Here is a 26,051-nt window from a genome sequence, read left to right as displayed (position 1 = left end):
GGTTTCCATCAAGAGGAGGAGGAATCGGCTGGGTTGGCCCAGGCGGGCGCCACGCGGGTCGTCGCGCTGCGTGCCGAGAGCAGGTGCGAGCGCATCTCGCGGTAAGTGGTGATGACGTCGTGAGCGAGGATCGCCTCGACGATCACCGAATGCTCCTCGAAGGATTCACCCATCCGTTCGAGGTTGCGGAACTGCGTGCGGCGGAAGCTGGAAACGCGGTCGCGCAGGCTGGTCGCCATGTCGATCAGCACGGGGTTGTAACAGCCGCGGATGATCACCGCATGCAGTTCCAGATTGGCAGCTTCGTAGCGATTGACGTCGGCGGCCTGCATGGCGGCGCGGCCCTCGGCGTGGTATTCGAGCATCCGCGCGCGATCGTCGGCGCTCATGCGCAGCGCGGCATGGCGGGCGCAGGCCGCTTCGAGCTCGCCGATGGCCTCGAACATGTGATTGAGCTGGTCGATGGTCAGCGCCGCCACCACCGAACCGCGATTGCGCCGCGTCTCGACCAGGCCCATGATCGCCAGTTGCTTGAGCGCCTCGCGGATCGGCGTGCGCGACACGTTGAAGCGCGTCGCCAGGCTGATCTCGTCGAGCCGGCTGCCCGGCGCCAGCTGACCGAGCACGATTTCGTCGGCAATGCGCCGGCAGACATCGTCGGCCAGGCCGCCACGGCCGCGCACCGCGGTTTCGTCGTCGCGGATTTCCATCATGCCGCCTCCGCCAAACCGCGTACCGGGTGCCAGCAGGCCAGTGCCTGTCCATCGGCAACGGCAAGCGGCGGCCGCTCGCGCCGGCACTGCTCGCTGACGTAGCTGCAGCGCGGGGCGAAACTGCAGCCGGGCGGCAACGCCGCCAGATCGGGCGGCGCGCCGGGCACCGCGCGCAGCGGCCGGCCACGATGTTCGGGACCGACGGTCGCCGCCAGCAAGCCCTCGGTGTAAGGATGGCAAGGCGTATGGACGATGCGGTCGACCGGCCTTTGCTCGACGATTCGCCCGGCGTACATCACCGCGATGCGATCGGCCACCTCGACGGCAGCGCCGATGTCATGCGTCACGAAGATCACCGACATGCCGGTTTCGCGCTGCAGTTCGCGCAGCAGCAGCAGGATCTGGATCTGCACCGTGGCGTCGAGGGCGGTCGTCGGTTCGTCGGCGAGCAGCAGCTTCGGCTTGCAGGCCAGCGCCAGCGCAATCATCGCCCGCTGGCGCATGCCGCCGGACAGTTCGTGCGGGTAGGCGTCGAAGCGCCGCCGGGCTTGCGGGATCTGTACCATTTCCAGCATCTGCAGCGCGCGGCTGGCCGCGCTGCGGGCATCGATCGCCTCGTGTGCGCGAATCGCCTCGGCGATCTGCCGGCCGATGGTGTAGACCGGGTCGAAAGCCAGCCCCGGCTCCTGGAAGACCATCGACACCGTGCCGCCGCGATACAGGTCGAGCGCACGGCCCTTGAGCGCCAGCACGTCCTGGCCGTCGACCAGGATTTGCCCCTGGATGCGCGTCGACCGCGCCGGATGCAGGCGCAGCAGCGTGCGCAGCGTAACGCTCTTGCCCGAGCCGGATTCGCCGAGCAGGCCAAGCACCTCGCCCTGGCCAAGCGCAAAGCTGACCTGGTTGAGCGCGCTGGCGATGCGGCTGCCGTGAAACTGGACCGACAGGTCGGTGACCGAAACCAGGGGCGTCGTCATGCGATGGACTCCTTCAGGGCTGCCGGATGACCGGAAGCGGGATCGTTGAGATGGCAGGCGGCAAAGTGCTCGGCATCGCCGCGGATGACGGCCAGCGCCGGCGTCTTGTCGGCGCAGACCGGCTGCGCGTGCGGACAGCGGTCGCGGAAGCGGCAACCGCTGGGCGGATTGATCGGGTTCGGCGGATCACCGGCCAGCGGCGAAGCTTCGGTACGCTGCGCCGGGTCCATCGACGGCACCGCCGACAACAGCGCCCGCGTGTAGGGATGCGCGGTGTGCCCGTAGATGCGCTCGACCGGGCCGGTCTCGATGACCTGGCCGAGGTACATCACCATCACGTAGTCGGACAGGTAATGGACGACGTGCAGGTCGTGCGAGATGAACAGGTAGGTCAGCCCGCGCTCGGCCTTCAGCTCCTGCAGCAGGTTGAGCACCTGCGCCTGGACCGATTTGTCGAGCGCGGCGACCGCCTCGTCGAGAATGACCAGTTGCGGGTCGTAGGCCAGCGCACGGGCGATGTTCACCCGCTGCCGCTGGCCGCCGGACAACTCGTGCGGATAGCGGTTGGCGAAGTTGGCCGCTTCCAGGCCGACGCGATCGAGCAAGCGGTGCGCCTGGCGCATCGCTTCGGCGGCCGGCGTGCCGTGCACGCGCGGCCCGTAGGCGACGGTTTCGGCGATGGTCAGACGCGGATTGAGCGAGGCGAAGGAATCCTGGAAGACCATCTGCAGCTTGCGCCGGAAGTCCTTCAGGCGCAGGCCGCGGAATTCCTCGACGCCTTCGCCGTCGAAGACCAGGCTGCCGGCATCGGCCGCCATCAAGCGGGCGACCAGCCGGGCAGTGGTCGATTTGCCGCAACCGGATTCGCCGACGATGCCCAGCGTTTTGCCCTTGGGAACCGAGAAATTGACGCCGTCGACCGCATGCACGAATTTGCGCGGGCCGCCGAAACCGCTGTCGCGGACCGGGAAATGCTTTTTCAGGTCGCGCACGACGAGCAGCGGCTGGGGCCGGCCGCCATGCTCGGCCGCCGGAGAGGAAGGAGAAGTGGTGTTCATCGACGGATGTCCATGGCCGAGCGCACGCTGTCCGCGAGCAGGTTGAAGGCAATCGAGGTGACGAAGATGAGCAGGCCGGGCAAGGCCGCCACCCACGGATTGGAATAGATGGCCGAGCGCAGCGTGTTGAGCATCAGGCCCCATTCCGGCTCCGGCGGCTTGACGCCGAGACCGAGGAAGGACAATCCGGAAGCCAGGATCATGCTGACGCTGAGCAGGCCGGTCGCATAGACGAAGACCGGACCGAGCACATTGCCCAGCACATGCACGCGGATGATCGAGAAAGCACTGGCGCCGCTCATCCGTGCCGCCTCGATGTAGTCGAGCTGGCGCACCTGGGTGGTCACGCTCTCGGCGACGCGGACGACCTGCGGCACGAAGACCAGGGTCAGCGCGATCAGGCTGTTGCTCATGCCCGGCCCGAGCGCGCCGGAAATCGCCACCGCCAGCAGCACCGACGGAAAGGCGTAGAACACGTCGAGCACACGCATGATGATCATGTTCAGCTTGCCGCCGACGTAGCCGGCGAACAGGCCGATGGCGGTGCCGATACCGAAGGCGGCGAGCACCGGCACGACGCCCATCAGCAGCGACAGCCGGCCGCCATACATCAGGCGGCTGAGCAGATCGCGACCGAGTTCGTCGGTGCCGAGCAGGAACCCAGCACTGCCGATCGGCAGCAGGCGCTTGATCATGCTCGCCTTGTAGGGATCGGCCGGCGCCAGCCAGGGCGCGAAAACGGCAGCGGCGACGATGATCAACAGTACGGACGCGGCGGCCAGCGCCATCGGGTCACGACGCAACTGGCGCCAGACGATAGCCCAGTAACTGCGGCTGGGCGCCGAAGCGGCGGGCATTGGTGCCGCCGGAGAGAGGGGAAGGGTTGCCGACATCAGTATTCCTTTCAGGCGCGGCCCATGCGCGGGTCGATCAGCGGCTGGAGGATGTCCACCAGCAGGTTGAGGGCAACGAAGAACATGCACAGCACCAGGATGGTTCCCTGCAGCAGCGGGATGTCGCGCTGGAAGATCGCGGTGTTGAGCAGGAAACCGGTCCCCGGCCAGGCAAACACGGTTTCGACCAGGATCGAGCCGCCCATCAGGTAGCCGATCTGCAGGCCGGCGACGGCCAGCACGGTCGGCGCGGTGTTCTTGGCGACGTGGCGGAACACGGCGATGCCGGACAGGCCGCGGGCACGCAGCGCGGTGACGAATTCCTGAGCCAGCATGTCGGCGACCAGCGCCCGCACGGTACGGGTGATGATGCCCATCGGAATCACCGACAGGGTCACCGCCGGCAGCACCAGGTAGCGGAAATGTTCGAGGTCCCACAGCCATTCCGACGACCCGCCGGGACCGGCGCCCATGGCCGGAAACCACGGCTGCCAGATGGAAAACAGGATGGTCAGCACAAGGCCCAGCCAGTAATGCGGAATGCTCACGCCGACCACCGACAGCGCCGTCGCCAGGCGATCGATCCAGGACCCGTGGCGATAACCGGCCAGCGCGCCGAGGATGCAGCCGGCGACGACACCGATCAAGGCAGCCACCCCGGCCAGCAGCAAGGTATTGCCGACGGCACTGAGCACTTCCGAGGTGACCTCGCGACCGGTGGCGATCGACAGGCCGAGATCGCCCTGCACGGCGCGCATCAGCCACAGCCCGTACTGCACCGGTACCGGCTGGTCGAGACCGTAGGCACTGCGCAGCGCGGTGATGACTTCCTCCGGCGCATCGGCCGGCGCGATCGCGTTGAGCGGATCGCCGGGCGCCAGATAGACGAGGATGAACGAGACGACCGTCACGCTGAGGGCGATCGGGATGGCGTAAAGCAGTCGTTTCAGGATGTAGGCGAACATGGAACGCTTTCTTCGAACCGCCGACCGGGCCGGCGGGGCCCGGGATGCGCGACGGCACCCCGGGCCGGTGGATCACATACGGATGGTGGTCAGGTCCTGGAACCAGTGCTGGGCCTGGACGAACTCCTTGACCTTGGGCGACAGCGCGTGCGGATTGACGTCATGCACGACCCACAGCATCTGCGCGTCGTCGACCATCGACTGATGGACGAAGGCAAGCAGGCCGTCCTGGGTCTTGGTGTCGAAGGTGGTCCGGATCTTCTCCAGCGCGGCATCGACCTTGGGATTGTTGTAACCGCCCCAGTTCACACCGTTCGGCGCCACATACTTGCTGTCGGTGAAGCGAGTGATGGCGTAGAACGGATCGGCAGTCACGTAGCCGAGGTTGATCGCGGTGATGCCCTTGCCGGCGTTGATGTCGGCCTTGGCGCCGCTGCGCCAGTGACGGTACAGGTTCTCCAGTTCGACGACTTCGAAGCTGACATCGATGCCGACCTCGGCCAGGCTCTGCTGGACGAATTCGTTCATCGGCAGCGACAGCATCTGGCCGGTACCGCCCTGGGCGATGATCACCTTGGCCTTGAGCGGCTTGGCCTGGCTGTAGCCGGCTTCAGCCATCAGCTTGCGGGCGGCGGCAACATCGTAGCCAAGCTTGAAGCTCGGCTTGCCGAACCACGGGCTGGTGACGTCGACCTGACCCTTGGCCGGCGTCGCCAGGCCACTCATCAACTGCACCACGGCATTGCGGTCGATCGCCAGGTTGGCAGCCTTGCGGACGCGGATGTCGGTCCACGGCGAGCCCGGATAGGTCGAGAAGTGATACGGCCAGACGTGCGGCGTGACGTTCTGCACCAGCTTGAAGCCGCCGGCCTTGAGCTGCGGCAGCACATCGGGCGGCGGCGTCTCGATGATATCCACCTGGCCGTTGAGCAGCGCATTGGCACGGGTCATCGCATCGGGAATCGGCAACAGCACGATGCGATCGGTCTTCGGCAGGCGGGTCTTGTCCCAGTAACCGGCGTTCTTCACCAGGTCGGCGCGTTCGCGCGGCACCAGCTTGTCGAGCTTGAACGGGCCGGTACCGGACGGCTGGCTGGCCACCTTGTTCCAGTCCTTGCCGAGCTTCTCCCACTGGCTCGGGCTGGACACCAGGAACCACGGCAACTGATAGGGGAACAGCGCGTCGACTTCCTTGGTCGTGATCTCGACCGAATAGTCGCCGAGCTTGCGGTACGAGGCGATGGACGGAATGCGCGGACGCACCTGGGCGCTCTGCTTGGCATCGAATTGCGGCGACTTGTCGGCCAGCACCTTGTCCAGGTTCCAGATCACCGCATCGGCGTTGAACTCGGAACCGTCATGGAACTTGACGCCCTTGCGCAGGTTGAACACCCACTTCTTCTGATCCTTGGCGTCGACCTTCCAGTCGGTGGCCAGGCCGGGCACCAGTTTGCCGGGTCGATTGCCGACATTGGCTTCCCAGGCGATCAGCGGGTCGTACAAGGTATGACCGGTGAACTGGTAGGCGCCGGCGCCACGGTCGGGCTGACCGGTGGTCAGCGGGATGTCAGCCATCGAGATGCCGTAGCGGGCAACGGTTTCTGCATGCAATCCTGCATGCAGGGAGAAAGCCAGCGGCAACGCCGCAAGCCACCGGGAAATCTTCAATTTACTGGGGTTCATCGATTGCTCCGAGGTTGGGAAACACGCTGAACATTGCATGCAACGTGCCAAACCCGGCCCAACGCCCCATGTATTTTCTAAGGCAATGAAAAGGAAAAAATAAACGCCGTTTTGTTTTTTGCCACCATCGGGCAGTCGACCGCGACGGTGCATGCAAGATGCACCCGGAGAGGGCATCCGGAGGTTTCGCTCACCATTCGGGTGCCGCAGCGAACACGCTGGCGGCAGCTTGTCGGGGGCGCCGGCGGCAGCCGGCCGGAATGGCCCGGCGAGCCTCGCAAGCCCCCGGCGCGGATGCTATAATCGCCCGAATTTTCAGGCCCTTAGCGGGCCCGACCGCAAACTGCCGGACAGGCAGGCGGACGACACTGGAACAGGAATGAACGAGTTTGCCGGACGAAGAAACGAAAAAGCCGCCACTTCTCTCGAAGCAGCGGCTTTTGCAGGAAAGCTGGTGGTGATGGGCAGAATCGAACTGCCGACCTATGGGTTATGAATCCATCGCTCTAACCGTCTGAGCTACATCACCACTTAAGGGCGCGGATTATAGAGGCTGCGTCGAAACCGCGTCAAGAAGCCGCCAGCAGAATTAAGGCATTTATCACCCCAACCGTTGCACGAAGTCGAACATGAGCAAAAAACTATTCATCCGTACCTTCGGGTGCCAGATGAACGAATACGATTCGGACAAGATGGCCGATGTGCTGAACGCCAGCGAAGGCATCGTCAAGACCGACAACCCGGAAGACGCCGACATCATCCTGTTCAATACCTGCTCGGTACGCGAGAAGGCACAGGAAAAGGTGTTCCATGACCTCGGCCGGATCAAGCACCTGAAACAGCTGAAACCCGACCTGGTGATCGGTGTCGGCGGCTGCGTCGCCAGCCAGGAAGGCGATGCCATCGTCGCCCGCGCGCCCTACGTCGATGTCGTGTTCGGACCGCAGACGCTGCACCGGCTACCGCAGCTGATTGCCGAGCGCAAGGAAAAGGGCAAGGCGGCGGTCGACGTCTCCTTCCCGGAAATCGAGAAGTTCGATTCGATGCCGCCGGCCGAGGTCAAGGGCGCCAGCGCCTTCGTCTCGATCATGGAAGGCTGCTCCAAGTTCTGTACCTTCTGCATCGTTCCCTACACCCGCGGCGGCGAAGTGTCGCGGCCGTTCACCGACATCCTGACCGAAGTCGCCGACCTCGCCGCGCACGGCGTCGGGGAAGTGACGCTGCTCGGCCAGAACGTCAATGCCTACCGCGGCGACATGGAAGGCACCGACGAGAAGGCCGACCTGGCGCTGCTCATCGAGTACATCGCCGAGGTGCCGGGGATCGAGCGCATTCGTTACACCACCTCGCACCCGCGCGAGATGTCGCAACGACTGATCGATATCTACCAGACGGTCCCGAAACTGGTCTCGCACCTGCACCTGCCGGTACAGGCCGGCTCCGACCGCGTGCTGGCGGCGATGAAGCGCGGCTACACGACGCTCGAGTACAAATCCATCGTGCGCAAGCTGCGTGCCGCCCGGCCGGACATTTCGCTATCCACCGACTTCATCGTCGGCTTCCCCGGCGAAACCGACGAGGACTTCGAGAAGACCATGAAACTGATCGACGACGTCGAATTCGACGCTTCGTTCTCGTTCATCTACAGCCCGCGCCCCGGCACCCCGGCGCTCGACCTGGCCGACGACACGCCGGCCGAGGTCAAATCGGCCCGGCTGTCGCGGCTGCAGAAGCGGATCGACGAACTGGCCCAGGGCGTCAGCCGGGCCATGGTCGGCAGCGTGCAGCGCGTGCTGGTCGAAGGCCTGTCGAAGAAGGACGCCAACGAAGTGGCCGGACGCACCGACAACAACCGTATCGTCAATTTCATCGGCAATCCGCGGTTGATCAACACCTTCGTCGACGTCCGCATCACCGAAGCGCTGCCGCACAGCCTGAAAGGCGAGATCGTCACCCGTGAAAGCTAAGCCCGCTCCCAAGCAGAAGCCGGTCGAATTCGCCCTCGTTCCGGTCGACAATGCCCTGCTCGCCAATTTGTGCGGGCCGCTCGATGAAAACATCCGGCAGATCGAAACCGGCTTCGACGTGACGATACGCCGGCGCAACGAACGCTTCTCGGTTTTTGGCGAAAAAGCCCAGTTGACCGCAGATGCGCTGCGCCACTTTTACGCGCTGTCGCGCCAGCCGCTGTCGGTCGACGAAATCCAGCTCGGCCTGATCGAATTCCTCAATGCGCCGGTGCGCCGCATTTCACGCAGCGCCGACAGCCCGACCGACGGCCCGCAACTGGTCACGCGCAAGACCGAACTGCACGGCCGCACGCCGCGCCAGGTCGAGTACCTCAAGCACGTCCAGGAACACGACATCACCTTCGGCATCGGCCCGGCCGGCACCGGCAAGACCTACCTCGCCGTCGCCTCGGCGGTCGACGCCTTCGAGCGCGACCTGGTCGAGCGCATCATCCTGACCCGGCCGGCGGTCGAAGCCGGCGAGCGCCTCGGTTTCCTGCCCGGCGACCTGACGCAGAAAATCGATCCCTACCTGCGCCCGCTCTACGACGCGCTGTACGACCTGATGGGCGCCGACCGCGTCGCCAAGCTCTACGAAAAGCGCGCCATCGAAATCGCGCCGCTGGCTTTCATGCGCGGCCGCACGCTGAACCACGCCTTCGTCATTCTCGACGAGGCGCAGAACACCACGCCCGAGCAGATGAAGATGTTCCTGACCCGCATCGGCATCGGCGCCAAGGCCGTGGTCACCGGCGACGTCACTCAGGTCGACCTGCCCAAGGGCCAGAAAAGCGGCCTCAAGGAAGCCATCGAGGTGCTGCGCGACGTGCGCGGCATCGCTTTCACCACCTTCAAGAAGGAAGATGTGGTGCGCCACCCGCTGGTCGCCCGCATCGTCGAAGCCTATGAATCCCGTCAACAAGCGTCTTAACCTGTCCGTGCAATATGCCTGTCATGACGAGGGCCTACCCTTGCGCGCGGATTTCGTGCGCTGGGCGCGCGCCGCACTGGCCGGCGGTGGCGATGTGACGATCCGCCTGGTCGGAGACGACGAAGGCCGCGAACTGAACCGCGATTACCGCGGCAAGGATTACGCGACCAACGTGCTGTCCTTTCCGTACGAGACGGAACCACGCGTCATGGGCGACCTCGTCGTCTGTCCCGCGGTCGTCGCCCGCGAGGCCGGCGAACAGGGCAAGACGGCCGAGGCGCACTACGCGCACCTGACGGTGCATGGTATGCTGCATTTGCAGGGCTGGGACCACGAAGACGACGCCGAGGCCCAGGCGATGGAAGACAAGGAAAGGGAAATTCTCGCCGCGCTTGGCTACCCCGACCCGTATGCGGGCGAGGCGAACTGAACATCATGGACGCAGACAGTAAACCGGGATTTTTCGAACGCCTCACCTCCTTCCTGCTCCGCGAACCCGAAGATCGCGAGCAGCTCCTGGCAGTCCTGCACAGCGCCTACGAGCGCAACCTGATGGATGCCGACGCCCTGACCATCATCGAAGGCGCGCTGGCCGCCTCCGAGACCCGCGTCACCGACGTGATGATTCCGCGGGCCCAGATGGACGTCATCGACGTCGACGACCCGATGGATGAAATCCTGCCGGTGGTCATCGAAGCCGCCCATTCGCGCTTTCCCGTCGTCGACGGCGACCGCGACAACGTCCTCGGCATCCTGCTGGCCAAGGACCTGCTGCGGCTGCATACCGAAGAAGCCTTCGACCTGCGCGACTGGCTGCGCCCCGCGGTCTTCATCCCCGAATCCAAGCGCCTGAACGTGCTGCTGCGCGAATTCCGGGTGTCGCGCAACCACATGGCCATCGTGGTCAACGAATACGGCGGTGTCGCCGGGCTGGTCACCATCGAGGACGTGCTCGAGCAGATCGTCGGCGACATCGAGGACGAATACGACTTCGACGAAGCGCACGACAACATCCGCCTCGACTCCGCCGGCCGCTACCGGGTCAAGGCGCGCACCGAGATCGAGGACTTCAACGCCGCTTTCTCGACCCACTTCTCCGACGAGGAATTCGACACCGTCGGCGGCCTGGTCCTGCGCCAGCTCGGCCGGGTGCCGAAGCGCAACGAGGTCATCGACATCGACGGCATGCGTTTCCAGGTGCTGCGCGCCGACAGTCGCCGGCTGTACACCCTGCTCGTCGATCCGCCCGCCCCCCGAGCCCGGTCCACCGATGCGGCTGCCTGACCGGCCGGCCTGGCGCCGGCTGATCGCGCTGACGGCCGGGGCCGCCAGCGTCTTCGCTTTCGCGCCCTTCGGCTTGTTCTGGCTGTTGCCGCTGGCCTGCCTGCTGCTGTTCCTGCTGGTCCAGCGTGCCGAAAGCCCGCGCGAGGCGGCGCTGGCCGGTCTGTTTTACGGCGGCGGCCTGTTTGGCGGCGGCGTGTCGTGGGTTTTCGTCAGCCTGTCGGTTTTCGGCGGCATGCCCTGGTGGCTGGCCGGCCCGGCCACCGTCGCCTACTGCCTGCTGCTGGCGCTGTTTCCCGCCGCGGCCGGCTGGCTGAGCAAACGTCTGGCCCCCGCCGGCGGCCGGCGCGGCATGCTTGCCTTTGCCGGCAGCATGGCTGCGGTCGACTGGCTGCGCAGCTGGATTTTCACCGGTTTCCCCTGGCTGGCACTGGGCTACAGCCAGTCGCCGCCCAGCCCGCTGGCCGGTTATGCGCCGCTGCTCGGCGTGTTCGGCATCAGCCTGCTGGTTGCCGGTCTTGGCGCCCTGCTGTCACGGCCGCGCAGCGGGATCATCGCCCTGGCCATCGTCGCAGCCGGTGGCTTCGGCCTGCGCCAGGTCGCCTGGACCGAAGCCGCCGGCGAACCGGTCAGCGTCGCGCTGATCCAGGGCAATGTCGCGCAGGACATCAAGTTCGACCCCGAGCATTTCATCGCCACCTTGCGTCTCTACCGCGACCTGATCGCCGCCCACCCGGCCCGCCTGACCTTGCTGCCGGAAACCGCACTGCCGGCCTTCATCGACCAGTTGCCGCCGGCTTACCTGGAAGAGCTGCGAGCCCTGGCGCAACGCCGGGACGGCGATCTGGTGATCGGCACACTGACCGGGCAATACGATGGCCAGTATTTCAACAGTGCCTACAGCCTCGGCCATTCGCCCAGCCAGATTTACAGCAAGCATCACCTGGTCCCGTTCGGCGAATTCATTCCGCCCGGTTTCGCCTGGTTCATGGCCCGCGCCAACATCCCGATGTCGTCGTTCACCCCGGGCCCGGCCGGCCAGGCGCCGCTGGCGGTCGGCGGACTGAATCTTGCGGTCGACATCTGCTACGAGGACGTTTTCGGCGCTGAGATCATTCGTCCGCTGCCGGCCGCCGGCGTCCTGGCCAACCTGTCGAATACCGCCTGGTTCGGCCGCTCGCTGGCCCAGCCGCAGCACCTGCAGATCGCCCAGTTGCGGGCGGCCGAAACCGGACGACCGATGCTCCGCGCCACCAACACCGGCATGACGGCGATCATCGACGCCGACGGCAGTCTGCGTCGCGTGCTGCCGCCTTTCGAAACGGCCGTCCTCGAGGATGAAGTGCGCGCCCACATCGGCAGCACGCCTTATGTCGCCCTGGGCGACTGGCCGGCCCTGGCCCTGATCGCGCTGACGCTGCTCGGCGCGCGCTGGCGCCGACCGCGCTGAGCCTTCAGCGCACGGCGCCCTCGCCGCGGGCGATCCGTATCACGTCGCGCCTGACCAGTTCGCTCATGCGTTGCCGCGGCGCATCGTCCACCATCCGCCCGTCGTGGTACAGCGCATTCACCGAGAACGGTCCGTCGCCGGTCGCCTCGACGGCAACGTTGTCCGGACTGATCGTCGCCCGGCCGAGATGGCGGGCGACCGGCCAGCGGATGTCGCCGTAGGCGTGATAGACCAGTTCGGAACAGACGATGCGGTCGGTGGTTTCGACATCGAAATTGAAATCGTAGGCTTTGCCGACCTGGCGCAGGGTCTGCAAGATGACCTCGGCACGCTGGGTGTCGGCCAGCGTCTCGTGGCGCAATACCGCCAGGTCGTCGACATTGAGGAAATGGTTCAGCGTATTCATCTTGACGCCGGCCCGCAGCGCCTCGACGACACCGCGCCCGTCGCGGATCTGCCGCTGGTACGGACGCACCACCGGATGCTCCCAGATTCCCAGGCGACGCAATTCCTCCACCTCGCCGACCCACACCGCAACATGCCCCCAATGACCGGGAATGAAGGCATCGGTCAGCCGGAACGGTGTTTTTTCGAGCAGGATGTCGCCGGCGCGCAGCTTGCCGCGCACGTCCTCGAACACCTCCAGCCGCCCGTAAAGCTTGCCGCGCCGCGTCTCGACCAGGCCGACCGCATTGCCGAACAGCAGACTGGACAGATTGACGCCTTCGTTCTTCAGCCGGTTCAGCGTATCCACCGACAAGGTGCTGAAAAAACCGAGCAGGTTGCCGACATAACCGACCGGCCGGAACTGCCGGACCATCTGCTGGGCCGGGCTCTGTTCGATCAGCGTCAGCAGGTAACGGGCGTCGTCGTTGCCGGCATCGCGCAACGGCGCGCCATTGCGCTCCAGCCAGCCGAGGCCGCGGCGCACCCGCGCCCGGTTGATCGCCGAATTGAAGGATATCGCGATGCGGTCGAGCTCGCCGGATGGCAACGCGAAACCGCTGTCCTTGCGATTCAGATGCTGGCGCAGCGCCGGATGCGCCCGGTACAGGCCGACCGCCGTCAGATAATTGTCGTAGAGCAGCAGTGCGGCCGACACCGACATCGCGATACCGCTGGCCTGCAAGCGCGCGATTTCGGGGTCGGCGGCGGGTTCGATACCGATCCAGCATTCGTGTTCGGCGGCAACGGCCAGCAGGGCCTGGCGCTGAGCCAGCAATTGCGCCGCGCCCTCGTTGAGCCGCCGCAGATCACCGCCGGACAGCAATTCCCCGGCCGCCTGGCGCTGCGTCAGCTGGTCGAGGAAATCGATGGCGCGGGCGCGCAGACTGAGGTTTTCTTCGACCAGACGCTGGTAGCGGACGATCTTTTCGTGCATCTGCGCCGGTTGACCGTAGGCCGGGCCGCTGTCGCCGCGACACAGGCCGGCCGCCAACTGCTCGCTGTCGGCACCGTCCCCGGCCCGCAGCGGCAGCGCAAGCACCAGCAGGCACAGCGCGCATGCCGCGCCGAATATTCTTTTATTCATGCTTCCTCCCGAAGAACGGGAGGATGTTACCGTCTCCAATTCAAACGGCAAGCCGGTCGGCGAACAGATGACGGATCTTCAGCGCCTTCGGCGCCACCACCGCCTGGCAGTAACCCTGCCAGGGATTGCGCCGGAAATAGCCATGGTGGTAGTCCTCGGCAACATGAAAGGTTGTCGCCGGCACCACCTCGGTGACGATGGGCGCTGACCACAACCCCTGTGCATCGAGTTCGCCGATCAGCGCCTGCGCCAGCTCGCGCTGCGTCTCGTCGTGGTGGAAGATGGCCGAACGATACTGCGTGCCGACGTCGTGTCCCTGACGGTTCGGGGTCGTTGGATCGTGAATCGCGAAGAATGCGGTCAACAAGGTCCGGAAGTCGATTTTCGCCGGATCGAAGGCGATCTGGACGACCTCGGCGTGGCCGGTCGCACCGCCGCAGACCTTTTCGTAGGTCGGCGCCGGATCAACGCCGCCCATGTAGCCCGGGCGCACGGAGACGACGCCGGCCAGTTGTTCGAACGCCGCCTCGGTACACCAGAAGCAGCCGCCGCCCAGGGTGGCAACGGCCGTCGTTTCTGCAGTCATCACATCAGCCCTCCGGTCCGCAACAGATGCCCGTACGACCGGCAGAACCCTGCCGGGTTCCCGGCTCAGGCCCGACGGGCCAGCGCCACGGCCTGCTCCAGGCGGGCCTTTTCGGCCAGCACCTTGGTCGAATAACGGCGATCGGGATCGTTCAGCGCGCCGCCGAACTGCTGCAGCCCGGTTTCCAGCCCGCCGAAACGGGCGATCGACTCCTTCAGGATGCGCGCACCGACCTGCACATTGGTCACCGGATCGATGAACGGCAGTTCGCCGGCATCCTCGGGCAGCTTGTCGGTGTGAAAACGCGGCATCACCTGCATCAGGCCCTGCGCGCCGAGCACGCTCTGCGAGAAGGGATTGAAGCCGGATTCGACGCCGATCACCGCGATGATCAGCAGCGGATCGAGACCAAGCTCGCGACCGCTCTGCTGGGCGGTCATGAAGATCGGCCGCAGCGCGTCCTGCGACACCTTGTAGCGCCGCGACACGTGGCCGAGCGCCCGGCGCAGCGTCGGGCTCAGCGCCTCGTCGGCATGCAGCGCGACATCCTGCAGCGCCGGATCGGTCGGGGCCGGCTCCTTGGCCTCGACGCCCGACGGGAACATGGCCTGCAGGCCACCCGGCAGACCCGAGTCGTGAAACACGCCGGCAACGCCGAGCACGAAAATCAGCCCGGCCAACATCAAACTCTTGCGGACGACAGCGAGTGCGGCCGCGACAACCCGCTGGAACGCGGGGGAAAGGAACTGCGAAGCGAACATGCGCCCTCCTTCACTGTTGCCACCGGGTGCCCAAGGACACATCCGGCGAACGGTTACGGGGGGTACGACATCGATTCATTCCTCCGCGGGAGGAAGCAAGGTTTTCGCCGGGCCAGCAGGCCTTCAGACACGAAAACACCGATGTTGCACCGCATCAAGTGGAGCGCATTCTATTGATTTATTTGAACAAGTCAAGAAGCCCCCGGCCACGGACGGAATCCTGGCGTTGTTTTGATGCAACAGACGGGCTGTCCGGTGCGCTGACCAAGGCCCGGCAAAAGCAAGTAAAATTCAGGGTTTTCCGTCTCCCCGATTGCGTCCGATGACGATCACCAGCAAGCCGACTTTTCAGGAAATCATCCTGCGCCTTCAACAGTACTGGAGCCAGCAAGGCTGCGCCCTGCTCCAGCCGTACGACATGGAAGTCGGCGCCGGCACCAGCCACACCGCCACCTTCCTGCGCGCCATCGGCCCGGAGCCGTGGAAAGCCGCCTACGTGCAACCGTCGCGCCGCCCCAAGGACGGCCGCTACGGCGAGAACCCCAACCGCATGCAGCACTACTACCAGTTCCAGGTGGTGCTCAAGCCGGCGCCGGACAACATCCTCGAGCTTTACCTCGGCTCGCTCGAAGCCCTCGGTTTCGACCTGAAGAAGAACGACGTGCGTTTCGTCGAGGACGACTGGGAAAACCCGACGCTGGGCGCCTGGGGCCTGGGTTGGGAAGTCTGGATGAACGGCATGGAAGTGACCCAGTTCACCTACTTCCAGCAGGTCGGCGGCATCGACTGCAAGCCGATCACCGGCGAAATCACCTACGGCATCGAGCGCCTGGCGATGTACCTGCAGGGCGTCGAGAACGTCTATGACCTGGTCTGGACCGACGGCCTGACCTACGGCGACGTCTATCACCAGAACGAAGTCGAGCAATCGACCTACAACTTCGAGCATTCGGACGTCGATTTCCTGTTCCACGCCTTCGGCGCGCACGAGAAGCAGGCGCAGCACCTGATGGGCGCGCAACTGGCGCTGCCGGCCTACGAACAGGTGCTCAAGGCCGCCCACACCTTCAACCTGCTCGACGCACGCGGCGCCATTTCGGTGACCGAGCGCGCCGCCTACATCGGCCGCATCCGCAACCTGGCGCGCGCCGTCGCGCAAGCCTACCTCGAATCGCGCGCCCGCCTCGGTTTCCCGATGGCCCCGCGCGACTGGGCCAGCGAAGTCCTCGCCAAGCTCGAAGAACAGAACGCCAAGAAAGCCGCCTGAGATGACCGCCAAGAACCTCCTCGTTGAACTCTTCGTCGAAGAACTGCCGCCGAAGGCGCTGAAGAAGCTCGGCGAAGCCTTTGCCGCCGCACTGGCGAATTCCCTGAAAAATGCCGGTCTGGCAGCGTCGACCGCAAAAGTCACTGCTTACGCCTCGCCGCGCCGTCTCGCTGCACACGTCACCGACGTGCTCGCCGTCGCCGCCGACAAGCCGGTGGTGCAGAAACTGATGCCGGTTGCCGTCGGCCTCGACGCCAACGGCCAGGCCACGCCGGCCCTGCTCAAGAAGCTGGCCGCGCTGGGCGCCGATGAATCCGCCGTGCCCAGCCTGCGCCGCGAAAACGACGGCAAGTCCGACATCCTGTTCTACGACAGCCTGGCCAAAGGCGCGTCGCTGGCCGAAGGCCTGCAAAAGGCTGTCGAAGCCGCGCTGGCCGCACTGCCCATCCCGAAGGTGATGACCTACCAGTTGGCCGACGGCTGGAGCAGCGTCAATTTCGTCCGCCCGGCGCATGCGCTGGTTGCCCTGCACGGCGCCGAGGTCGTGCCGGTTTCCGTGCTCGGCCTGCAATCGGGCAAGACCACCAAGGGCCACCGCTTCGAAGCCGCCATCGATCCGGTGGTCATCGCCGACGCCGACAGCTACGCCGAAACCTTGAAGCGCGACGGCGCCGTGATCGCCTCGTTCGCCGAGCGCCGCGCCGAGATCGTCCGCCAGCTTGCAGGGGCCGCCGCGCAGGCCGGCGGCAAGCCGATCGACGACGACGCCCTGCTCGACGAGGTGACCGCGCTGGTTGAACGGCCGAACGTGCTGGTCGGCCAGTTCGAGGAAGAATTCCTCGCCGTGCCGCAGGAATGCCTGATCCTGACGATGAAGGCCAACCAGAAGTACTTCCCGCTGCTCGACGCCGCCGGCAAGCTGACCAACAAGTTCCTCGTCGTCAGCAACATTTCGCCGGCCGACCCGAGCGCGGTGATCGGCGGCAACGAGCGCGTCGTCCGTCCGCGCCTGGCCGACGCCAAGTTCTTCTTCGACCAGGACCGCAAGAAGTCGCTGGAAAGCCGCGTCATCGGCCTGTCCAAGGTCGTGTACCACAACAAGCTGGGCACCCAGGGCGAGCGCGTCCAGCGCGTTGCCGCGATTGCCCGCGCCATCGCCGAAGCGCTTGGCGGCGGCGAACTGGTGCACCACGCCGAACAGGCGGCGGTGCTGGCCAAGGCCGACCTGCTCACCGACATGGTTGGCGAGTTTCCCGAACTGCAGGGCATCATGGGCCGCTACTACGCCCAGCACGACGGCCTCAACGGCGACGTCGCCGATGCCATCGAAGACCACTACAAGCCGCGCTTCGCCGGTGACAGCCTGCCGCGCGGCCGCGTCGGCACGGTCGTCGCACTGGCCGACAAGCTGGAAACCCTGGTCGGCATGTTCGGCATCGGCCAGATCCCGACCGGCGACAAGGACCCATTCGCGCTGCGCCGGCATGCGCTGGGCGTCATCCGCATGCTCGCCGAGAACGATCTGGCGCTGCCGCTCGATACGCTGCTGACCGCCGCCGCGGCGCCCTTTGCTGCGGTCGACGGCTTCCTGCCGGCAAAAACCGCGCTCGCCGATTTCATCTACGACCGCCTCGCCGGCAGCCTGCGCGAAGAAGGCTACAGCGCACAGGAAGTCGATGCTGTGGTGTCGCAGCGGCCGCAGCGTCTGGGCGACATCCCCAGGCGCCTGGCCGCCGTGCGCGCCTTCTCGGCGCTGCCGGAAGCCGCCGCGCTGGCTGCCGCCAACAAGCGCGTCGGCAATATCCTGAAAAAGGCCGAGGCTGCGGTCGACGCCAGAATCGACGCAAATCTGCTGAAGGAAGCTGCCGAGCAGGCGCTGGCTGCCGCGCTGGCCGAGGTGGCGCCGAAGGCCGACGCCGCTTTCGCCGCCGGCGACTACACCGCTTCGCTGAGCGCGCTGGCCGCGCTGCGCGCGCCGGTCGATGCCTTCTTCGACGGCGTCATGGTCAATGCCGACGACCCGGCGCTCAAGGCCAACCGCCTCGGCCTGCTGGCCACGCTGCACGCGGCGATGAACCGCGTCGCCGACCTCTCCCGTCTGTCCGCCTGATCCGAGAAAGGCCGCCCCCATGCCGAAACTGATCATTCTCGACCGCGACGGCGTGATCAACTTCGATTCCGCCCAGTACATCAAGAGTCCGGCCGAGTGGAAGCCGATCCCGGGCAGTCTGGAGGCGATCGCCCGGCTCAAGCACAACGGCTACCGCGTGGTCGTCGCGACCAACCAGTCCGGCGTCGGCCGCGGCCTGTTCGACATGGACACGCTGAACCAGATCCACGACAAGATGCACAAGGCAGTGCTCGGCGCCGGCGGGCGCATCGACGCGGTTTACTACTGTCCGCACGCGGCCGACAGCAAATGCGAGTGCCGCAAGCCGCTGCCCGGCCTGTTCAGGCGCATCGGCGAAACCCTAAATGTCGATCTGGTCGGCGTGCCGACCATCGGCGATTCGCTGCGCGACCTGCAGGCCGGCGCGGCGGTCGGTTGCCGGCCGCTGCTGGTGCTCACCGGCAAGGGTGAAAAGACCCAGGCCGACGGCGGCCTGCCGGAAGGCACGCAGATCTTCGCCAACCTGGCTGCCGCGGTCGACCACCTGCTGGCCGGAGAAAAGAAATGAACGCCGTCCGTTCCGCCCTGTTCATGCTTTACGCCATCTTCTGGTCGGTTCTCAGCGCGCCGCTGGTGGTGATGGCCGGCCCGCTGCTCCGCGGCATCTGGGCCTACCGCTTCGGCAAGCTGTGGCGGCTGGGCACGCAATTCGGCGTCGAGCACATCCTCGGCATCCGGCCGCGCGTGATCGGCCGGGAAAACATGCCGGACGAAGCCTGCGTGATCCTGTCGAAGCACCAGTCGGCCTGGGAAACGATGACGCTGCAGGACGTCGTGCCGAAAGGCCGTTACTGCGTGTTCGTACTCAAGCGCGAACTGCTCAAGGTGCCCTTCGTCGGCTGGGGGCTGGCGGCGATGAAGATGATCTCGATCGACCGCAGCGCCGGCAAGGATGCGCTCGACCAGGTGGTCAGCCAGGGCCGCGAGCGGCTGAAGCAGGGTTTCTACGTGATCGTCTTCCCGGAAGGCACGCGCGTCGCGCCCGGCCAGAAGAAACGCTACAAGTCGGGCGGCGCCTACCTGGCGACGCACGTCGGCTGCAAGGTCGTGCCGATCGCCCACGACGCCGGCGAACTGTGGCCGCGCCAGGCCTTCCTGAAGAAGCCGGGCACGGTGACGATCAGCATCGGCCCGGCCTTCGACGCCACCGGCCTCAGCGAAGGCGAAGTCAATGCCCGCGCCGAAGCCTGGATCGAAGCCGAAATGCGCCGAATCTCCCCGCATCGCTACCGGGATGCCGCCCAGGCAAACTGAAAGCGCCTGCCAGATCGTCCTCGGCACGCAGACGGTCGGCTACCTGCTGCGCCGCAGCGCGCGCCGGACGATCGGCCTGCGCATCGACCAGCGCGGCCTGTGCGTCGGCGCACCGGTGCGCGCCGCCCAGCGCGACATCGACGCCCTGCTGCACCGGCACGCCGACTGGATTCTCGACAAGCTGCGCGCCTGGCGCGAGCGTCCCGCCGCCAGCACGCCGGAGATCGCCGACGGCTCGACCATTTTCCTGCTTGGCGAGGCGTGGACCGCAAGACTCTCGCCGGGCGGCCGCAACACCTGGCGGGCCGAGGCCCGCACGCTGCATCTGGCGCCCGCCACCCCGGAACACACCCTGCCGCTGCTCAACCGCGCCCTGCGCGAACTGGCCCGCCGCGACCTCGCCGAACGCCTGCAGCGACACGCCGCACGCTTTGCCGTCGCCACCCCGCCGCTGCGCCTGTCGTCGGCACGCACCCGCTGGGGCAGCTGCAACGCCCGCGGCCACATCGCGCTGAACTGGAAACTGATCCTGCTGCCGCCGGCAGTCGTCGATTACGTGGTCTGCCACGAACTGGCCCACCTGAAGGAAATGAACCACAGCCCGCGTTTCTGGTCTGTGGTGGAAACGCTGTGTCCGGACTGGCGGACGCAACGCAACGAACTGCGCCGGCTCGGCCGGCAACTTCCCAACTTCTGAAAAGGAACTCCCATGCGCCTGCTCCATACCATGCTCCGCGTCGGCAATCTCGACCGCTCGCTGGCCTTCTACACCGAGGTGCTCGGCATGCGCCTGCTGCGCCGCCAGGATTACCCCGAAGGCCGCTTCACGCTGGCCTTCGTCGGCTATGCCGACGAGTCCGAACAGGCGGCGATCGAACTGACCCACAACTGGGATACCGCTGCCTACGAACTGGGCAACGGCTACGGCCACATCGCGCTTGCCGTGCCCGACGCAGCGGCGGCCTGCGCGGCGATCCGCCAGCGCGGCGGCAAGGTGGTGCGCGAGGCCGGCCCGATGAAGCACGGCACGACGATCATCGCCTTCGTCGAAGACCCGGACGGCTACAAGATCGAATTGATCCAGGGCAAATAAGCCGCGCCGACATTTGCTAGACTTCGGCATCCTTATCACCAAGGTCATAACGATGCCCAAGGCTTTCCGGCAACTGCTCGCCGGCCTGCTGTGTCTGGCCGCCACCGGGGCTTTTGCCCAGAACAGCACGGTCGACCGGATCGAAGCGGACAAAACCCTGCGCGTCTGCATCTGGCCCGATTACTACGGGATTTCGTACCGCGACCCGAAGACCCGCCAACTGTCCGGCATCGACATCGACATGGCGCGGGCGCTTGGGCGCGAGCTCGGCGCCACCGTCGAATTCGTCGACAGTTCCTTCGCCCGGCTGATCGACGACGTGACGCAGGCGCGTTGCGACATTGCCATGTTCGCCATCGGCATCACGCCGCTGCGTCAGGAAAAACTGCGCTTCACCCAACCGCATCTGGCCAGCGATGTCTATGCGATCACCAGCAAGAGCAACCGGCGCATCCGCAGCTGGGCGGACATCGACAAGCCGGGCAGCATCGTCGCCGTGGCCAAGGGTACGCTGCACGAGCCGCTGATGAAGGACAAGCTCCGGCTGGCGACGCTCAAGGTGCTGGACACGCCACACGCCCGCGAGCAGGAAGTCGAATCCGGCCGGGCCGACGTGTTCATGACCGACTTCCCATTCAGCCTGCGCATGTTGCGCACCACCGACTGGGCCCGGCTGGTCAAGCCGGACGGCCTCTACCACATCACCCCGTACGCCTGGGCCATGCGGCCGGGCGACGATCGCTGGCATGCCCGCGTCGAACGCTTCCTGGCCGAGGAAAAACGCAACGGGCAGCTGAAGGCTGCGGCCGAGCGCCACGGACTGTCGCCGATCGTTCTCCTCGACTGAACCATGGCTGCCGGCGCCTTCACCCGCCGTTACACCTGGCTGCTGATCGCGCTGCAGTGCCTGCTGGCGCTGACCGTGGTGATCGGTGCCGGCTCGCACCTCTATCGCCTGCGCGAGGAAACGCTGGCCCGCCACCTCGACGAGGCGCGCGCCCAGGCCCGCGTCTTCGAGGAACAGCTGACGCAGACGCTGAACCTCGTGCATCTGACCCTGCAGGGCATCCCCGAAACGCTGGAGGCGACCCCGCAACAGCACCGCCAGGCCGGCCAGCAACTGCAGGTGATGGTGCGCCGGCTGAGTTTCCTGCGCTCGCTGTCGATCGCCGATGAACAGGGCCGCATCGTCGCCAGTTCCAACCCGGATAACGTCGGCGCGACGCTGGATACGAGCGACTTCCGCCCGCTGCGCGAGCCCGGCAGCGAAGCCCCTTTCCTGCGCCTGGGCGCGCCCTGGATCGGCCGGGATTTTGCCGATGCCCAGCCGTCGACCGCAGAAACGCCGATTCCGGCCGAAGCCAGCGCCATCCTGCCGGTCAGCCGGGAAATCGTGCGCGATGGACGGCGGCTGCAACTGATCGCGGCGATCAACCCCGACTATTTCGTCAACCATTTTTCCCACCACGTCACCTCCGAACTGACCCGGGTCGAAGTCGTCGATTACCTGGGCGTCACCCTGCTCTCGTCGCGCGAGGACCTGCTGGCCGGCAGCCGGCACATGAGCGACGACGAACTGCGGCAGATGCAGGAGGAAGAAATCGGCAGCATCGCCGACGACGTCGAGGACGGACGACCGACCCTGACCGCCTTCCGCGCCTCGCGCAACTATCCCTGCTTCGTGCTGGTCCATGTCGACCGCGAACAGGCGCTGGCCCGCTGGTCGCAGGAAAGCCGACATCTGGCCAGCGTCACCGGCGTGACGCTGGTCGTCCTGATGGTCCTGAGCACCTTGCTGATCATCCGCGCCCGTCGCGGACTGGTCGCCGAGGAGCGGGTGTTGCACGAACGCCAGCTGACCGCCCGGGTATTCGAATACAGCACCAATGGCGTGCTGGTGACCGATGCCGATACCCGGATGCTTGCGGTCAACCCTTGCCTGGAGCGGGTTTCCGGCTACAGCGCCAGCGAACTGCTCGGCCGGACACCGGCGCTGTTCGCTTCCGGCAAGCACGACCCGGCCTTCTACCGCGCGATGTGGGAGACGCTGGCGCAACAGGACGTGTGGTCCGGTGAAATCGTCAACCGGCGCAAGGACGGACAACTGATCGATGAATGGCTGAGCATCTCGACCGTCCGCGACAGCAACGGCAAGGTCCTCAACTATGTCGGCGTGTTCGAGGACGTCACCGAGCAGCGCCTGCAGGCGATCCGTCTGCAGCGCCAGCTGGCCGCGCTGCGCGTGCTCAACGAAATCGCGATGATCAATGCCGATACCGCCGCCACGCTGCGCGACGCGCTGCGCCTGGCACTCGACCACCTGCATCTCGAATTCGGCATGATCAGCCGGGTCGACGGCCCCGCCCGGCATTACCGCATCGAAGCCCAGTTCGGGCACAGCATCCCGGACCCGGAAACCGCCCGGCCGCTGGACGGCACCTATTGCGCGGCCGTGATCGAGCGCAACTCGGCGCTCGCGGTCCACGATGCCGAACAGACGGAATTCTGCACCGCCGCCTGCTTCCGCGAACTCGGCATGGCCGCCTATCTGGGCGCGCCGATCCGCGTCAACGGCGAGTTGTTCGGCACCCTGAACTTCTCGTCGCGCAGCGCCCGCAACCATCCCTTCGATCCCTCCGACATCGAATTCCTGCGTCTGCTGGCGCGCTGGGCCGGCGCCTTCCTGGAGCGCACGCAAACGCTGCAGCAACTCGACGAAGCCCGGCTGGCGGCGGAAAGCGCCAACGTCGCCAAGAGCAGCTTCCTGGCCAACATGAGCCATGAAATCCGCACCCCGATGAACGGCGTGATCGGCATGACCGACCTGTTGCTCGACAGCCCGCTCGACGAGCAACAGCGCGAATTCGCCGAGACCATCCGGCACAGTGCCGACAGCCTGCTGGCGCTGATCAACGACATCCTCGACTTTTCCAAGGTCGAGGCCGGCAAGTTGCAGCTCGAGAACATTCCTTTCGCACCGGGCGAATTGCTGCACGAGATCGTCGTGCTGCTGTCGCCGCAGGCGCACGCCAAGTCGATCGCCCTGAGCGGCGAAGTATCCGGCAACCTGCCCGCCTTCCTGCACGGCGATCCGGTGCGTCTGCGGCAGATCCTGATCAATCTGGTCGGCAACGCCATCAAATTCACCGTCCGCGGCGGCGTCCACATCGATCTTGATGCCGAAGCCCAGCCCGGACGCCCCGGCCATGTACTGCTGCGCCTGAAGGTGCGCGACACCGGCATCGGCATGGACCGGCAAATCCTCAACGGACTGTTCTCGCCGTTCTATCAGGGCGATGCCTCGACCACCCGGCGCTTCGGCGGCACCGGCCTCGGCCTGTCGATCTGCAAACGGCTGAGCGAATTGATGGGCGGCCGCATCGAGGTCGACTCGACGCCGGACGTCGGCAGCAGCTTCCTGGTCGAACTGCCGTTCGCGGTGGCCGACGGGAACGCCGACCGCGATGCGGAAGCACGGCTGCCGCCCCCCGGATTGCGCGTCCTGCTGGTCGACGACAATCAGGTCAACCAGAAAGTGGCGGCAGCCCTGCTGAAGAAACTCGGCTGCCTGTACGGCATCGCCGGCAACGGGCGGGAAGCCCTCGAAATGCTGGCCGGCGGCGCCTACGACGTGGTGCTGATGGATTGCCAGATGCCGGTGGTCGACGGCTTCGAGGCCACCTGGCGCATCCGCCAGGGCGAGGCGGGAGACGCGGCGCGGCAGTTGCCGATCGTTGCCATGACCGCCAACGCCATGGAAGGCGACCGCGAACACTGTCTGGCCGCCGGCATGGACGACTACCTGGCCAAGCCGATCGGCCGCGACGCCCTGGCTGCCGCGCTGCTGCGCTGGGCCGGCAGACGGAGCGCGGGGATCACGGCCTGAGCGCCTCCTGCGCGACGGCAACGAAGCGCTCGACGACCCCGTCCCAGCCGCGCGGCAGCATCACCTGGCGGGCGGCTCCGGCCAGCGCCTGGCGGCGCAGCGGCAGCTCCAGCGCCCACAGCGCGCCGTCGACAAAGGCCTGCTCGTCGCCCGGCGCCACCACCACGCCATCCCGACGGTCGGCGATCAGTTCGGCGGCCGCAGCACTGCGGTAAGCAACGACCGGCAGGCCGCTGGCCATCGCCTCGGCAACCACGTTGCCGTAGGTTTCGGTCAGGCTGGGGAACAGGAAGAGATCGGCGCTGGCGTAATGTGCGGCCAGGTCTTCGCCGGTACGCATGCCGCAAAACCGGTGATCCGGGTGGTCGACCGCAAGACGCCGGGCCGACGGCCCATCGCCGACCCAGACCATGCGTGCAGCGGGATGCCAGACCTGGATCGCCGCGAAGCTGCGCTCGACCAGTGCCAGATTCTTCTCCGGCGCCAGCCGGCCGACGTACAGGCAGACCGGCCCTTCGCCGTCGACCGCCCAGGCCCGGCGCAAGGCATCGCTGCGTCGGGCCGGATCGAACAGCACGGTATCGACGCCGCGCCCGACCACCCGCACGCCGGGCACCCCCTCGCCGGCCAGATCGGCCGCCAGGGCCGCCGTCGGCACCATCGTCGCCCGCGTGCGCCGATGCAGCGTGCGCAGGTAGGCGGCGACCGCCGGCCGCATCCAGCCGATGCCGTAGTGCACGCTGTAACGGTCGAAATTGGTATGAAAACCGGAGGTCACCGGGATGCCGAGGCGGCGTGCGGTGGCCACCGCCGACCAGCCGAGCGGGCCTTCGGTGACCACGTGCACCAGGTCGGGGCGACGTTCGCGCCAGCGCTTCGCCAACTGGCGGCCGGCCGGCAGGCCGAAGCGCAAGCCCGGATAGCCCGGCAGCGGCACGCCGGGCAGCGCGACCTCGCAACCGCCCGGCAACGTGCCGCCGCGATCCTCGCCATGCTGCCGCGGCCGCAGCACATCGACTTCATGGCCGCATTCGCGCAGGCCGCCGACCAGGCGGCCGACGGTCATTGCCACGCCGTTCACTTCCGGCGGAAAGGTTTCGGTGACGAAGGCGATGTTCAGTTTCATCGATAGTGCTCCAGCAGGACGCCTCCCCAGACGACCACGACCAGCAGCAGCGAGACGAGCACCGCGGCGCTGCCGATGTCCTTGGCGCGCTTCGCCAGCCGGTGGTTTTCCAGACTGACGCGGTCGACCACCGCTTCGACGGCAGAATTGAGCAGTTCGACGATCAGCACCAGCAACACGCTGGCGATCAGCAGGCCGCTGGCCAGCCAGCCGACCGGCAGCCACAGGGCCAGCGGGATCAGCAGCGCGGCCAGCCAGACCTCCTGGCGAAAGGCATCCTCGCAGAGATAGGCGGCCTTCAGCCCATCCAGCGAGTAGTAGAAGGCATTCCAGACCCGGCGCAGGCCGGTCTTGCCCTTGAAAGGCGATTCCCGGGCCGGATCGAGGCCCAGTTCGTCGGGGACAGGCGGCATGTTC

Annotated in this window: 24 protein-coding genes and 1 tRNA gene; 13 read left to right on the top strand and 12 right to left on the bottom strand. The window is 66.3% G+C overall.

The genetic code is table 11. The annotated features are described in order from the left end of the window. Window positions 1–8 precede the first annotated feature (8 nt). The 7 genes from L0962_RS14780 to L0962_RS14750 all read right to left on the bottom strand — a co-directional run bounded on the left by L0962_RS14780 (window position 9) and on the right by L0962_RS14750 (window position 6,818). On the bottom strand, window positions 9–713 hold the full coding sequence (locus tag L0962_RS14780) for a GntR family transcriptional regulator (RefSeq protein WP_234087228.1): 705 nt from the start codon (window positions 711–713) through the stop codon (window positions 9–11). Beyond that, window positions 710–1,690 (bottom strand): ABC transporter ATP-binding protein, encoded by a 981-nt coding sequence (locus L0962_RS14775; protein WP_234087227.1) that lies wholly within the window; start codon window positions 1,688–1,690, stop codon window positions 710–712. Before L0962_RS14775 ends, L0962_RS14780 begins: the two co-directional genes overlap by 4 nt. Further along, a complete protein-coding gene (locus tag L0962_RS14770; protein WP_234087226.1) occupies window positions 1,687–2,748 on the bottom strand; it encodes an ABC transporter ATP-binding protein in 1,062 nt (353 codons plus the stop codon). Before L0962_RS14770 ends, L0962_RS14775 begins: the two co-directional genes overlap by 4 nt. Further along, on the bottom strand, window positions 2,745–3,605 hold the full coding sequence (locus L0962_RS14765; protein ID WP_255680851.1) for an ABC transporter permease: 861 nt from the start codon (window positions 3,603–3,605) through the stop codon (window positions 2,745–2,747). The genes L0962_RS14770 and L0962_RS14765 overlap by 4 nt, the downstream gene beginning before the upstream one ends. A 47-nt stretch (window positions 3,606–3,652) precedes the next feature. After that, complete coding sequence (locus L0962_RS14760) at window positions 3,653–4,606, bottom strand: ABC transporter permease (protein ID WP_234087225.1); 954 nt, start codon at window positions 4,604–4,606, stop codon at window positions 3,653–3,655. Window positions 4,607–4,678: 72 nt separating this feature from the next. Then, the gene (locus L0962_RS14755) at window positions 4,679–6,289 is read right to left on the bottom strand and encodes an ABC transporter substrate-binding protein (protein WP_234087224.1); all 1,611 of its coding nucleotides are present in this window, start codon (window positions 6,287–6,289) and stop codon (window positions 4,679–4,681) included. A 452-nt stretch (window positions 6,290–6,741) separates the two neighbouring features. Beyond that, a tRNA-Met gene (locus tag L0962_RS14750) sits at window positions 6,742–6,818 on the bottom strand. Between the two features lie 100 nt (window positions 6,819–6,918). Here L0962_RS14750 and miaB point away from each other — a divergent pair. Genes miaB through lnt form a run of 5 tightly spaced genes read left to right on the top strand, consistent with a single transcriptional unit; the run spans window position 6,919 to window position 11,960 of the window. After that, window positions 6,919–8,256, top strand: a complete 1,338-nt coding sequence (gene miaB / locus L0962_RS14745; RefSeq protein ID WP_234087223.1) for a tRNA (N6-isopentenyl adenosine(37)-C2)-methylthiotransferase MiaB — start codon at window positions 6,919–6,921, stop codon at window positions 8,254–8,256. Beyond that, complete coding sequence (locus L0962_RS14740) at window positions 8,246–9,229, top strand: PhoH family protein (RefSeq protein ID WP_234087222.1); 984 nt, start codon at window positions 8,246–8,248, stop codon at window positions 9,227–9,229. Before miaB ends, L0962_RS14740 begins: the two co-directional genes overlap by 11 nt. Further along, window positions 9,204–9,659 carry an rRNA maturation RNase YbeY gene (gene ybeY, locus L0962_RS14735; RefSeq protein ID WP_234087221.1) on the top strand — a complete coding sequence of 152 codons (456 nt, stop codon included), beginning with the start codon at window positions 9,204–9,206 and terminating at the stop codon, window positions 9,657–9,659. The genes L0962_RS14740 and ybeY overlap by 26 nt, the downstream gene beginning before the upstream one ends. Window positions 9,660–9,664: 5 nt before the next feature. Further along, complete coding sequence (locus L0962_RS14730; RefSeq protein ID WP_234087220.1) at window positions 9,665–10,513, top strand: HlyC/CorC family transporter; 849 nt, start codon at window positions 9,665–9,667, stop codon at window positions 10,511–10,513. Further along, window positions 10,500–11,960, top strand: a complete 1,461-nt coding sequence (gene lnt / locus L0962_RS14725; RefSeq protein WP_234087219.1) for an apolipoprotein N-acyltransferase — start codon at window positions 10,500–10,502, stop codon at window positions 11,958–11,960. Before L0962_RS14730 ends, lnt begins: the two co-directional genes overlap by 14 nt. A gap of 4 nt (window positions 11,961–11,964) precedes the next feature. Here the strand turns inward: lnt and L0962_RS14720 are convergent, their stop codons facing one another. The 3 genes from L0962_RS14720 to L0962_RS14710 all read right to left on the bottom strand — a co-directional run bounded on the left by L0962_RS14720 (window position 11,965) and on the right by L0962_RS14710 (window position 14,838). Then, a complete protein-coding gene (locus tag L0962_RS14720) occupies window positions 11,965–13,491 on the bottom strand; it encodes a YiiX/YebB-like N1pC/P60 family cysteine hydrolase (protein ID WP_234087218.1) in 1,527 nt (508 codons plus the stop codon). A 40-nt stretch (window positions 13,492–13,531) separates the two neighbouring features. Beyond that, window positions 13,532–14,077, bottom strand: a complete 546-nt coding sequence (gene msrA, locus L0962_RS14715) for a peptide-methionine (S)-S-oxide reductase MsrA (protein ID WP_234087217.1) — start codon at window positions 14,075–14,077, stop codon at window positions 13,532–13,534. A 65-nt stretch (window positions 14,078–14,142) separates the two neighbouring features. Then, on the bottom strand, window positions 14,143–14,838 hold the full coding sequence (locus L0962_RS14710; protein WP_234087216.1) for a transglycosylase SLT domain-containing protein: 696 nt from the start codon (window positions 14,836–14,838) through the stop codon (window positions 14,143–14,145). Between the two features lie 322 nt (window positions 14,839–15,160). Here L0962_RS14710 and glyQ point away from each other — a divergent pair, with 322 nt between their 5' ends. The 8 genes from glyQ to L0962_RS14670 are packed head-to-tail and all read left to right on the top strand — an operon-like array spanning window position 15,161 to window position 24,508. Continuing rightward, on the top strand, window positions 15,161–16,105 hold the full coding sequence (gene glyQ, locus L0962_RS14705; RefSeq protein WP_234087215.1) for a glycine--tRNA ligase subunit alpha: 945 nt from the start codon (window positions 15,161–15,163) through the stop codon (window positions 16,103–16,105). A 1-nt stretch (window position 16,106) separates the two neighbouring features. After that, window positions 16,107–18,215 carry a glycine--tRNA ligase subunit beta gene (gene glyS, locus L0962_RS14700; protein ID WP_234087214.1) on the top strand — a complete coding sequence of 703 codons (2,109 nt, stop codon included), beginning with the start codon at window positions 16,107–16,109 and terminating at the stop codon, window positions 18,213–18,215. Window positions 18,216–18,234: 19 nt separating this feature from the next. Further along, window positions 18,235–18,783, top strand: coding sequence for a D-glycero-beta-D-manno-heptose 1,7-bisphosphate 7-phosphatase (gmhB, locus tag L0962_RS14695; RefSeq protein WP_234087213.1), 549 nt, complete (start codon window positions 18,235–18,237; stop codon window positions 18,781–18,783). Then, window positions 18,780–19,529, top strand: a complete 750-nt coding sequence (locus tag L0962_RS14690) for a 1-acyl-sn-glycerol-3-phosphate acyltransferase (RefSeq protein WP_234087212.1) — start codon at window positions 18,780–18,782, stop codon at window positions 19,527–19,529. Before gmhB ends, L0962_RS14690 begins: the two co-directional genes overlap by 4 nt. Continuing rightward, a complete protein-coding gene (locus L0962_RS14685) occupies window positions 19,510–20,226 on the top strand; it encodes a M48 family metallopeptidase (protein ID WP_234087211.1) in 717 nt (238 codons plus the stop codon). The genes L0962_RS14690 and L0962_RS14685 overlap by 20 nt, the downstream gene beginning before the upstream one ends. Window positions 20,227–20,238: 12 nt before the next feature. Next, the gene (gloA, locus tag L0962_RS14680; protein ID WP_234087210.1) at window positions 20,239–20,622 is read left to right on the top strand and encodes a lactoylglutathione lyase; all 384 of its coding nucleotides are present in this window, start codon (window positions 20,239–20,241) and stop codon (window positions 20,620–20,622) included. Window positions 20,623–20,674: 52 nt separating this feature from the next. Continuing rightward, window positions 20,675–21,469 carry an ABC transporter substrate-binding protein gene (locus L0962_RS14675; protein WP_234087209.1) on the top strand — a complete coding sequence of 265 codons (795 nt, stop codon included), beginning with the start codon at window positions 20,675–20,677 and terminating at the stop codon, window positions 21,467–21,469. Between the two features lie 3 nt (window positions 21,470–21,472). After that, window positions 21,473–24,508: an ATP-binding protein gene (locus L0962_RS14670; protein WP_234087208.1), complete on the top strand. Its 3,036-nt coding sequence runs from the start codon at window positions 21,473–21,475 to the stop codon at window positions 24,506–24,508. Here the strand turns inward: L0962_RS14670 and L0962_RS14665 are convergent. Both L0962_RS14665 and L0962_RS14660 read right to left on the bottom strand, forming a co-directional pair. Further along, on the bottom strand, window positions 24,498–25,634 hold the full coding sequence (locus tag L0962_RS14665; RefSeq protein ID WP_234087207.1) for a glycosyltransferase family 1 protein: 1,137 nt from the start codon (window positions 25,632–25,634) through the stop codon (window positions 24,498–24,500). The two genes, L0962_RS14670 and L0962_RS14665, sit on opposite strands and share 11 nt — an antisense overlap. Next, window positions 25,631–26,047 carry a diacylglycerol kinase gene (locus L0962_RS14660; protein ID WP_234087206.1) on the bottom strand — a complete coding sequence of 139 codons (417 nt, stop codon included), beginning with the start codon at window positions 26,045–26,047 and terminating at the stop codon, window positions 25,631–25,633. Before L0962_RS14660 ends, L0962_RS14665 begins: the two co-directional genes overlap by 4 nt. Window positions 26,048–26,051 lie beyond the last annotated feature (4 nt).

It is taken from the genome of Azonexus sp. R2A61 (genome assembly GCF_021401135.1).
In the GTDB taxonomy this organism is placed as follows: Bacteria; Pseudomonadota; Gammaproteobacteria; order Burkholderiales; family Rhodocyclaceae; genus Azonexus.
Note: the sequence above shows the minus strand (reverse complement) of the source record. Positions and strands in the feature narration are given on the sequence as shown.

Coding starts and splice junctions, on each gene's coding strand:
- L0962_RS14780 (WP_234087228.1), bottom strand. CDS start 713: ATGATGGAAATCCGCGACGACGAAACCGCGGTGCGCGGCCGTGGCGGC.
- L0962_RS14775 (WP_234087227.1), bottom strand. CDS start 1,690: ATGACGACGCCCCTGGTTTCGGTCACCGACCTGTCGGTCCAGTTTCAC.
- L0962_RS14770 (WP_234087226.1), bottom strand. CDS start 2,748: ATGAACACCACTTCTCCTTCCTCTCCGGCGGCCGAGCATGGCGGCCGG.
- L0962_RS14765 (WP_255680851.1), bottom strand. CDS start 3,605: ATGCCCGCCGCTTCGGCGCCCAGCCGCAGTTACTGGGCTATCGTCTGG.
- L0962_RS14760 (WP_234087225.1), bottom strand. CDS start 4,606: ATGTTCGCCTACATCCTGAAACGACTGCTTTACGCCATCCCGATCGCC.
- L0962_RS14755 (WP_234087224.1), bottom strand. CDS start 6,289: ATGAACCCCAGTAAATTGAAGATTTCCCGGTGGCTTGCGGCGTTGCCG.
- miaB (WP_234087223.1), top strand. CDS start 6,919: ATGAGCAAAAAACTATTCATCCGTACCTTCGGGTGCCAGATGAACGAA.
- ybeY (WP_234087221.1), top strand. CDS start 9,204: ATGAATCCCGTCAACAAGCGTCTTAACCTGTCCGTGCAATATGCCTGT.
- L0962_RS14730 (WP_234087220.1), top strand. CDS start 9,665: ATGGACGCAGACAGTAAACCGGGATTTTTCGAACGCCTCACCTCCTTC.
- lnt (WP_234087219.1), top strand. CDS start 10,500: ATGCGGCTGCCTGACCGGCCGGCCTGGCGCCGGCTGATCGCGCTGACG.
- L0962_RS14720 (WP_234087218.1), bottom strand. CDS start 13,491: ATGAATAAAAGAATATTCGGCGCGGCATGCGCGCTGTGCCTGCTGGTG.
- msrA (WP_234087217.1), bottom strand. CDS start 14,077: ATGACTGCAGAAACGACGGCCGTTGCCACCCTGGGCGGCGGCTGCTTC.
- L0962_RS14710 (WP_234087216.1), bottom strand. CDS start 14,838: ATGTTCGCTTCGCAGTTCCTTTCCCCCGCGTTCCAGCGGGTTGTCGCG.
- glyQ (WP_234087215.1), top strand. CDS start 15,161: ATGACGATCACCAGCAAGCCGACTTTTCAGGAAATCATCCTGCGCCTT.
- glyS (WP_234087214.1), top strand. CDS start 16,107: ATGACCGCCAAGAACCTCCTCGTTGAACTCTTCGTCGAAGAACTGCCG.
- gmhB (WP_234087213.1), top strand. CDS start 18,235: ATGCCGAAACTGATCATTCTCGACCGCGACGGCGTGATCAACTTCGAT.
- L0962_RS14690 (WP_234087212.1), top strand. CDS start 18,780: ATGAACGCCGTCCGTTCCGCCCTGTTCATGCTTTACGCCATCTTCTGG.
- L0962_RS14685 (WP_234087211.1), top strand. CDS start 19,510: ATGCCGCCCAGGCAAACTGAAAGCGCCTGCCAGATCGTCCTCGGCACG.
- gloA (WP_234087210.1), top strand. CDS start 20,239: ATGCGCCTGCTCCATACCATGCTCCGCGTCGGCAATCTCGACCGCTCG.
- L0962_RS14675 (WP_234087209.1), top strand. CDS start 20,675: ATGCCCAAGGCTTTCCGGCAACTGCTCGCCGGCCTGCTGTGTCTGGCC.
- L0962_RS14670 (WP_234087208.1), top strand. CDS start 21,473: ATGGCTGCCGGCGCCTTCACCCGCCGTTACACCTGGCTGCTGATCGCG.
- L0962_RS14665 (WP_234087207.1), bottom strand. CDS start 25,634: ATGAAACTGAACATCGCCTTCGTCACCGAAACCTTTCCGCCGGAAGTG.
- L0962_RS14660 (WP_234087206.1), bottom strand. CDS start 26,047: ATGCCGCCTGTCCCCGACGAACTGGGCCTCGATCCGGCCCGGGAATCG.